An 8,283-nucleotide genomic window follows, 5' to 3' on the forward strand; every position below is an offset into this window, starting at 1 on the left:
CGCCATCCAGGGCTACATCGACCAGACCAACGCCGAGCCGAAGCCCTTCGTCTGGACCAAGTCCGCCGACGACATCCTCGCCAGCGTCGGACGCTTCTGCCAGAGAATTTCTAACTCAAACCACTAGGAAGCGGTGGATCTGCGCCTCGTCGTCCACCACCAGGATGCGGGGCGTCGCCAGCGCCTCAACGGGGCCGCTCATGCAGGGAAGCGCAGCGACATGCGCGTGCCGCGCCCATCCAGGATGGGGCTCTCCGCCAAGATCTGTCCGCCCATCGCCCGCGTCAGCCCGCGGGCGATGGCAAGGCCAAGCCCCGTGCCGGCGGCAATCCGGTCCGTGCGGGATGCGCGGAAGAAGGGATCGAAAATCCGGATGATATCCTCCCTTGGCATTCCCGGCCCGTCATCCTCCACCTGCACCGTGACATTCGCTCCCTCGCGCCTGACAGCGACGGCGACGTGCCCCTGTGGGCCAGAAAACTTCAAGGCATTGTCCAGCAGGTTGGAGAGGACCTGATCGAAGAGCAGCGGATCGAGCGATGGCATCGGCAGGCGATGCTCGATCCGTTGCTCAACCCGCCGGCCGGAGGCGTTCTCCGCTCGCTCCGTAGCGGCCTCGATGGCGGACGGAAGGTCCAGCGGCGCGCGCCGCAGCGTTACCTGCCCGCTCTCGAGCTGCACCATGTCGAGAATGTTGGAGACGAAGCGGCCGAGCCGGATGGTCTCCTCCTCTGCGGCCAGAATCAGGTCGACGCGTGCCTCCGGCGGCAGGGCATCGCCCATGGTCCGCAAGGTCTCGAGCGAGCCGCGTATGCCGGTGAGGGGCGTACGCAGATCATGGCCGAGGGAGGTGAGCAGGGTTGTCCGCAACTCATCAGCCTCGGCCCGAGCCGCGCCACGTGCCCGTTCCTCCATCAGCTCGGCCCGTTCCAGCGCGATCGCCGCCTGATCCAGGAGTGCGTCCAGGGTGCGCGCCCGCTCTGCGTCCAGGGGCTTCGACCGGTCCGCGAAGCGCAGTCCGACAAGGCCGGCGACACCCTGTGCTGTCGGCAGCGGATGGAACTTCCAGGGCACGGCCGGCAAGGTGTCGGTTCCTGATCCGGCAGTGCGGCCCTTGGCATAGGCCCAACGTACCGCGGCCATGGAAGCATCGTCCGGCTCGGCGCTCGAAGGCGCGCTGGCGCGAAGGATGAGGTCGGTGTCATCCGCCCGTCGGCTGCGTGGCAGGCCAAGCCCGGGCAGGTTCTCGCCGGAGAGCGGCATCAGCACGCAGCAGGGACAGCCGGCGACACGCTCGGCCTCCTCGGCAATAAGGGAGAGCAGGGTGGCGCGGTCCATCGGGGCGCCCAGCCGATGGCTGAATTCGACGAGGCGGCGCAGGCCGAAGACGCGCGCCCGCGCCGTGCGCATGGAGCGCCCCAGCCGCCCTGTAGTGCCGGCCAGCATCAGGGCGACCAGGCCGAAGACCACGGCGCCCACCACCTCCTGCGCCCCGGCGATGGTCAGGGTGTAGCGCGGTGGGATGAAAAGGTAGTTCCAGAGCAGGAAGGAGAGAGCCGCCGCGCCGAGGCCGTGTAGCGGGCCGAAGGCAACCGCCGACGCGACAGTGGCGGCGAGATAGATCATTCCGAGCGCCCCTTCCGGCACCAGCCCGTCTAGTCCGAAGCCAACACCTGTGGCGAGGAGGACCAGGCCTGGCATCGCCGCCCAGCCGATCCAGCCAGGGAGCTGAGTGAAACGCGGGGCCGTCGGCCGGCCGGCTGCGGCCGGATCGGGCATGAGGTGAAGCGCAAAGTCGTGGGCCCGCCGCAGCAAAATAGCGGAGAGGCTACGGGCGGTCAGCCGACGCCAGAGGGGTGGTCGGCCGCGCCCAAGGACGAGATGGGTGGCGTTGCGGGACCTTGCAGCTGCCAGGATGGCGCGGGGCAGGTCGGTATCGACCACCGTCTCCGTCTCCGCGCCCAGTGTCTCTGCCAGGCGGAGGGCCGCGGAGGGATCCCCGCCGGCCGCGCCGGGCCGCTCGACATGGATGGCGACCAGCGGCGCGCGCAGGCTTGCTGCGATGCGTTGTGCTTGGCGCACCACTGCCTCGGCCGCAGCATCCGCGCCAACCAACACCATCACCCGGTCACCACTTGGCCAGGGCCCGGCGATGGCGTTCGAGCGCATATAGCCGGTGACGTCTGCGTCGACCTGCTCCGCCACACGGCGCAGCGCCATCTCCCGCAGGGCCGCCAGATTGCCTTCGCCAAAGAAGCCGCGCAGGGCGCGCCGTGCTTGGTCGGGGCGGTAGATCTTGCCCTGGCGCATCCGCTCCAGCAGCTCAGCGGGCGGAATGTCAATCAGCTCCACGGCGTCGGCGCTGGTCAGCACTTGGTCGGGAACTGTCTCCGCCACCCGCACGCCGGTGATGCGCGCAACCGGATCGGAAAGGCTCTCCAGGTGCTGGACGTTCATCGCTGTCCAGATCTCGATCCCAGCGGCGCGCAACTCCTCCACGTCCTGCCAGCGCTTCGGGTGGCGGCTACCTGGGGCGTTGGTATGCGCCAGCTCATCCAGCACGAGGATGCCGGGGCGGCGGGCGAGTGCCGCGTCCAGGTCGAACTCCTCCAGCAGCTGGCCACGGTGGTCGTGGCGGGCGCGGGGCAGCACCTCCAGCTCTGCGAGCTGTGCCGCCGTTTCCGCGCGCCCATGCGTCTACACCAGCCCGACGACCACATCGGCGCCGCCCAGGGCGCGCCGGCGCGCTTCTGTCAGCATCTCATAGGTCTTTCCCACGCCGGGGGCGGCGCCGAGGAACACCTTGAGCCGTCCCCGGCTCTCCCGCGCGGCTGCGGCCAGCAGGGCATCGGGATCCGGCCGGCCGGGTTCCGGAATGTGGGGATGGGAGGAAACCATGCCCCAGTCTAGGCCGGACAGAGGTGTGCAGGCGACACGTCCAGTCCCGCGCCCGGCAGTCCAGACGACGGCGCTGCCGAGCCACAGCTGGCTGAGAAGCGGATCGGTCGTGACGGGGCTTTGCAGGCCCATCGCGGCGAGCCGAGGAAGGCCCAGCCGCGAAGCAGGGCGAGGCAGCCGGCCGCCGCGACCCTGGGCTCCGGCGGAGCCGGACGGCTCCGAAAGCGGGGTGCTGCACGGGCCGTATGCCGCTGGTCCTGCAACCTTTCGCGGACTGATGTGATGGCAGCCGACATGCTTTCCAGCTTCCATTCTGATCCCGGATCATGTCTGGCTGCCGAGCCTTAAAGGCGCGTTGGCAACTTCGCCGACGACGCATAAAGCACGCACAAAATCCGCAGGCCGCCCCGGCCATTTTACGCCATTTTTATGCCGGGCAGTTCCATCGCGAATGGCTCCTTTATGTCCCCCGCGCCCATCTTCCCGCGGTTCGCCGGCCTCTGCCGGAAGGGAAGCACCATGCTCGATATCCTCCTTCTCTCCCTTGGCCTCGGCGCCTTCGCGCTGATGGTCGCCTATGTTGCCGGCTGCGACCGCGTCTGACGCGCCATGCTCGACCTGATCGTGGCAGGTTCCGTCTGCGCTGGCCTGCTCGGCTACCTGATCTGGGCACTGCTTCGCCCCGAGGACCTCTGATCCCATGACCCTCATTGGCTGGGCGCAGATCGCGCTCGTCCTCATCCTAGTCGTTGCAGCCGCCGTGCCGCTCGGCCGCTATATTGCAGCCGTGGCCAGTGGCCGGGTGACCTGGCTGCGCCCGGCAGAGGTGCTGTTCTTTCGCGCCGCGGGGGTTGATCCCGAGCGCGGGCAGGACTGGCGCGGCTATGCGCTGGCGATGCTGGCCGCGAACGCGGCCGGCTTCGTGCTGCTCTTCGCCATTCTGCGCCTGCAGGGCATGCTGCCTCTGAACCCGCAGGGTTTCGACGGAATGTCGTCCTGGCTCGCCTTCAACACGGCGGTGAGCTTCGTTACCAACACAAACTGGCAGGCCTATTCGGGCGAGGCGGCAGTGTCCTACCTCTCGCAGATGGCTGGGCTCGCCGTGCAGAACTTCCTGTCGGCCGCCAGTGGCATCGCGCTGGCCCTGGCCGTCTCCCGGGCCTTCGCGCGAGGGGGCGTCCGCGAGCTCGGGAACTTCTGGGCTGATTTTACGCGCATCACCCTCTACGTCCTGCTGCCCCTGGCCGTGGTGGTCGGCCTCGCACTTGTTGCGCTCGGGGTTCCGCAGACCTTTGCAGGTTATGTGACGGCCACGACGCTCGAAGGTGCGGAGCAGGTGATCCCCCTCGGCCCCGCCGCCTTCCAGATCGCCATCAAGCATCTGGGCACCAATGGCGGCGGCTTCTTCGGCGTGAACTCCGCGCATCCCTTCGAGGGGCCAAGCGCAGTTGCAACCGCCATTCAGATTTGGGCGCAGACCGTAATCCCGTTTGCGCTCTGCCTTACCTTCGGGCGCATCGTGAGTGACCTGCGCCAGGGACGCGCGCTGCTGGTCGTGATGCTGGGATTCGTGCTGGCGGCAACCGCTGGCATCTACGCCGCCGAGGCCGCCGGCAACCCGCTGATGACCGAACTCGGCGTTGATCCCGCCATGGGCAACATGGAAGGCAAGGAAATCCGCTTCGGCATGCCGCTCGTCGCGCTGTTCACCGCCACCACCACCGGCGCCTCCTGCGGCGCGGTGAATGCGATGCTCGATAGCTTCACGCCGCTGGGCGGGCTGGTGCCGCTGTTCCTCATCCAGCTTGGCGAGGTTCTGCCGGGCGGCGTCGGCTCGGGGCTTTACGGCATGCTTGTCTTCGTCCTCCTCTCGGTCTTCGTGGCCGGGTTGATGGTGGGGCGCACGCCGGAATACCTCGGCAAGAAGGTGCAGGCGCGGGAGATCAAGCTGGCGACGCTGGGCGTGCTGGTGCTGCCCGCCACCATCCTTGGCTTGACCGCCGTTTCGATGGTGTTGCCAGCGGCCGTATCCTCCATCGCTGCCGCGGGGCCGCACGGGCTGAGCGAGATGCTCTACGCCTACACCTCCGCGGCCGGTAACAACGGCTCCGCCTTCGGCGGCCTGACCGCCGATACGCCCTGGCTAAACGGCACCCTTGCCATTGCCATGTTGCTCTGGCGCTTCGCCTTCATGGTGCCCGTCATGGCCATAGCCGGCTCGCTCGCCGGCAAGGTGAAGGCGCCCGCCAGTGCCGGCACCTTTCCGACACACGGTCCCCTCTTCATGGGGCTCCTCGCCGGCGTGATCCTGATCCTGGGCGGTCTTCAGTTCCTGCCCTCCCTCGTCCTCGGTCCGTTGGCGGAACACTTCGCCATCCTCGCGGGCAAGACCTTCTGAGGCCCATTTCCATGCTCGACAACGCGACTGCGGGACAGGACGCCCGTGACCGACCCGACGCCACCCCGGCCTTCCTGGATCCCGCGCTGCTATCTCGGGCGATCGGCGATGCCTTCCGCAAGCTGAACCCACGCACGCTGCTACGGAACCCCCGTGATCTTCGTCACAGAAGTTGTCTCGGTTCTCGTCACAGTGCTCGCCACGCGGGCTGCGATCGCGGGCGAAGCTTGGGCTTTCCAGGCGTGCATTGCGCTCTGGTTGTGGTTCACCGTCCTCTTTGCAACCTTCGCCGAGGCTGTCGCGGAGGGAAGGGGGCGCGCTCGGGCAGAAAGCCTGCGCCGCGCCCGCACGGAGACCCAAGCCAAGCTACTGCTGCGGCCGGACGAGCGCGGAATCTGGCAGCCGCGCAATGCCGCCGATCTGCGCGTCGGTGGTCTCGTGCTCGCCGAGGCAGGCGACATCATCCCCTCTGACGGCGAGATCGTGCAGGGCATCGCCAGCGTGAACGAGGCCGCGGTGACCGGCGAAAGCGCGCCCGTGATCCGCGAGAGCGGAGGCGACCGCAGCGCAGTGACGGGTGGCACGCTCGTTGTCTCGGACTGGATTGTGGTCCGGATCACCGCTGCCCCCGGATCCACCTTCCTCGACCGAATGATCGCACTGGTGGAAGGTGCCGCCCGTCAGAAGACGCCGAACGAGATTGCGTTGGACATCCTGCTCGCAGGGATGACGATCATCTTCCTGATTGCGGTAGCGAGCTTGGTGGGCCTCGCCTCCTGGAACGGCGCACCGCCCTCAGTGCCCGTGTTGGCCGCGCTGCTGGTTACGCTGATCCCGACCACGATTGGCGGACTTCTCTCGGCCATCGGCATTGCCGGCATGGACCGGCTGGTACGCTTCAACGTAATGGCCACTTCCGGCCGCGCGGTGGAGGCGGCGGGCGACGTGGACGTGTTGCTGCTGGACAAGACCGGCACGATCACGCTCGGGAGCCGCCAGGCCACTGGCTTCGTCACTGCCCCGGGCATTCCCGAGGGTGAACTGGCGGAGGCTGCGGTGCTCTCCTCACTTGCCGACGAGACGCCGGAGGGTCGCTCCATCCTCGCCTTCGCGCGTGAGCGCCACGGCATCATTCCGCCCGCGCTTCCGGCCGGGGCGAAGGTCGTTCCCTTTACCGCGCAGACCCGTATCTCGGGGCTCGACCTGCCGTCGGGTCAGTACCGCAAGGGCGCAGCCGACGCGGTCATCCGCAGCACAATTGGGGCAGTACCCGCGGCACTGCGCGAGGCGGTGGACCGCATCGCGCGCCAGGGTAGCACGCCCCTCGTCGTCGCTAAGGATGGGCGTCTGCTCGGTGCGGTCGAGCTGAAGGATATTGTCAAGCCAGGCATCCGCGAGCGCTTCGGTGCCCTTCGCCAGATGGGCATCCGCACGGTGATGGTGACAGGCGATAATCGTCTGACGGCTGCGGCCATTGCCACAGAGGCCGGCGTAGACGATTTCATCGCCGAGGCCACCCCGCGGGATAAGCTGCAGTACATCCGCGGCGCGCAGGGCGAAGGCCGCCTCGTCGCCATGGCTGGGGACGGCACGAACGACGCGCCTGCATTGGCCCAGGCCGATGTCGGCGTGGCCATGCAGACCGGCACCCAGGCGGCCCGCGAGGCCGGCAATATGGTGGACCTGGATAGCGACCCGACGAAGCTGATCGAGGTCGTGGAGATCGGCAAGCAGCTCCTCATCACCCGCGGCGCGCTGACCACCTTCTCCATCGCCAATGACGTGGCGAAGTACTTCGCCATCCTGCCGGCCATTTTCGTCACGCGATAACCGGAGCTGCAGACGCTCAACGTCATGCGCCTGGCAAGCCCCGAGAGCGCTATCCTTTCCGCGGTGATCTTCAACGCGCTGATTATCGTGGCACTGGTGCCGCTGGCGCTGCGCGGCGTGCACTATGCCCCGATTGGCGCGGCCGCGCTGCTGCGGCGGAACCTGCTGATCTACGGCCTGGGCGGCATCGTCGCGCCCTTTCTCGGGATCAAGCTGATCGACCTTGTCATCCAGATCCTCGGAGTTGCCTGAACCATGTCCATTCTCCGCCCGGCCGCGACGATGGTCGTCGGCTTCACCCTCCTGCTCGGCCTGGCGATGCCCGCCGCCTTCACCAGCCTGGCTTGGGTCGTGCTGCCAGCCGAGTCCGGCGGCTCGCTGATAGAGCGGGACGGTCGGGTTGCCGGCTCTGCCCTGATTGGGCAGAACTTCGCCAGCGGCCGCTACTTCCACCCGCGTCCCTCCGCGACCACCGCGCCCGATCCGCAGGACAGGACGGAGACGGTGAACGCGCCTTACAATGCCGCTGCCTCGGCGACATCCCAGCGCGCCCCGTCGAGCCAGGCCCTTTTGGATACGGTGAAGGAGCGCGTTGCGGAAGCAGGGCCCGCGCCCGTGCCGGCGGATGTGGTGACGGCCTCCGGCTCCGGCCTGGACCCGGATATCAGCCCGGAGAACGCGGCTCGTCAGGTGGCGCGCGTCGCGCAGGCGCGCGGCCTGCCGGAGGACCGGGTCCGGGCCGTCCTGGCCGAGAACACGACCGCACCCCTGCTCGGCTTCTTCGGTCCGGCCCGCGTCAACGTGCTGCGCCTCAACCTCGCCCTTGACGGCACGCACTGATCTACTGCCCAGCGAAAGACATCCTGTCATGAAGTGCAATCTTGCCCTCCGGGGCCTCACCCTCGCCGGGCTCGTCTGTTGCGCTGCCGCCCTTCCAACCTCTCCGGCCGGCGCCTTCGAGTTGGAGGGTGCGGGGCTGACCATCGGCGTCACGCCGACCATCTCGTCCGACTACCTGTTCCGCGGCGTTAGCCAGACGCGCAACCGCCCGGCCGTGCAGGGCACGATCGACATCCAGCACACCACCGGCTTCTATGTCGGCGCCTTCGCCTCGAACGTCGCCTTCCTCGGCACGAATGCGCGCCAGGAAATCGATG

At 68.0% G+C, this 8,283-nt stretch carries 8 protein-coding genes and 2 pseudogenes; 8 read left to right on the top strand and 2 right to left on the bottom strand.

Features of this window, described 5'->3' with window-relative positions; genetic code table 11:
• A pseudogene (locus tag GSE44_RS24495) lies at positions 1-127 on the top strand (IS630 family transposase); the annotation flags it as partial.
• A gap of 71 nt (positions 128-198) precedes the next feature.
• Here GSE44_RS24495 and GSE44_RS26030 read toward each other — a convergent pair.
• Both GSE44_RS26030 and GSE44_RS26035 read right to left on the bottom strand, forming a co-directional pair.
• Positions 199-2,220, bottom strand: a complete 2,022-nt coding sequence (locus tag GSE44_RS26030) for an ATP-binding protein (protein ID WP_328799106.1) — start codon at positions 2,218-2,220, stop codon at positions 199-201.
• A pseudogene (locus GSE44_RS26035) lies at positions 2,203-3,210 on the bottom strand (histidine kinase); the annotation flags it as partial. The pseudogene GSE44_RS26035 and the gene GSE44_RS26030, both read right to left, overlap by 18 nt.
• A 150-nt stretch (positions 3,211-3,360) precedes the next feature.
• Between GSE44_RS26035 and GSE44_RS24510 the strand changes: the two are divergent.
• The 7 genes from GSE44_RS24510 to GSE44_RS24535 all read left to right on the top strand — a co-directional run.
• On the top strand, positions 3,361-3,501 hold the full coding sequence (locus tag GSE44_RS24510; RefSeq protein WP_159351452.1) for a hypothetical protein: 141 nt from the start codon (positions 3,361-3,363) through the stop codon (positions 3,499-3,501).
• 6 nt (positions 3,502-3,507) lie between these two features.
• The gene (kdpF, locus tag GSE44_RS26640) at positions 3,508-3,594 is read left to right on the top strand and encodes a K(+)-transporting ATPase subunit F (protein WP_159351455.1); all 87 of its coding nucleotides are present in this window, start codon (positions 3,508-3,510) and stop codon (positions 3,592-3,594) included.
• Positions 3,595-3,598: 4 nt separating this feature from the next.
• Positions 3,599-5,296: a potassium-transporting ATPase subunit KdpA gene (kdpA, locus tag GSE44_RS24520; protein ID WP_159351453.1), complete on the top strand. Its 1,698-nt coding sequence runs from the start codon at positions 3,599-3,601 to the stop codon at positions 5,294-5,296.
• A gap of 153 nt (positions 5,297-5,449) precedes the next feature.
• Complete coding sequence (gene kdpB / locus GSE44_RS24525; protein WP_457852182.1) at positions 5,450-7,126, top strand: potassium-transporting ATPase subunit KdpB; 1,677 nt, start codon at positions 5,450-5,452, stop codon at positions 7,124-7,126.
• A gap of 24 nt (positions 7,127-7,150) precedes the next feature.
• The gene (locus GSE44_RS26830) at positions 7,151-7,378 is read left to right on the top strand and encodes a hypothetical protein (RefSeq protein WP_457852183.1); all 228 of its coding nucleotides are present in this window, start codon (positions 7,151-7,153) and stop codon (positions 7,376-7,378) included.
• Between the two features lie 3 nt (positions 7,379-7,381).
• Positions 7,382-7,966, top strand: coding sequence for a potassium-transporting ATPase subunit KdpC (kdpC, locus tag GSE44_RS24530; protein WP_159351454.1), 585 nt, complete (start codon positions 7,382-7,384; stop codon positions 7,964-7,966).
• Between the two features lie 28 nt (positions 7,967-7,994).
• Positions 7,995-8,283 (top strand): TorF family putative porin (locus tag GSE44_RS24535; RefSeq protein ID WP_235925119.1); only part of this gene is annotated, 289 nt, incomplete at its 3' end.

Source organism: Muricoccus harenae (genome assembly GCF_009848505.1).
Taxonomy (GTDB): Bacteria; Pseudomonadota; Alphaproteobacteria; order Acetobacterales; family Acetobacteraceae; genus Roseomonas; species Roseomonas harenae.

Bases quoted from the DNA above. Each gene is read 5' to 3' on its own strand.
- GSE44_RS26030 (WP_328799106.1), bottom strand. From the start codon at position 2,220: ATGGCGCTGCGCCGTGTGGCGGAGCAGGTCGACGCAGACGTCACCGGC.
- GSE44_RS24510 (WP_159351452.1), top strand. From the start codon at position 3,361: ATGTCCCCCGCGCCCATCTTCCCGCGGTTCGCCGGCCTCTGCCGGAAG.
- kdpF (WP_159351455.1), top strand. From the start codon at position 3,508: ATGCTCGACCTGATCGTGGCAGGTTCCGTCTGCGCTGGCCTGCTCGGC.
- kdpA (WP_159351453.1), top strand. From the start codon at position 3,599: ATGACCCTCATTGGCTGGGCGCAGATCGCGCTCGTCCTCATCCTAGTC.
- GSE44_RS26830 (WP_457852183.1), top strand. From the start codon at position 7,151: ATGCGCCTGGCAAGCCCCGAGAGCGCTATCCTTTCCGCGGTGATCTTC.
- kdpC (WP_159351454.1), top strand. From the start codon at position 7,382: ATGTCCATTCTCCGCCCGGCCGCGACGATGGTCGTCGGCTTCACCCTC.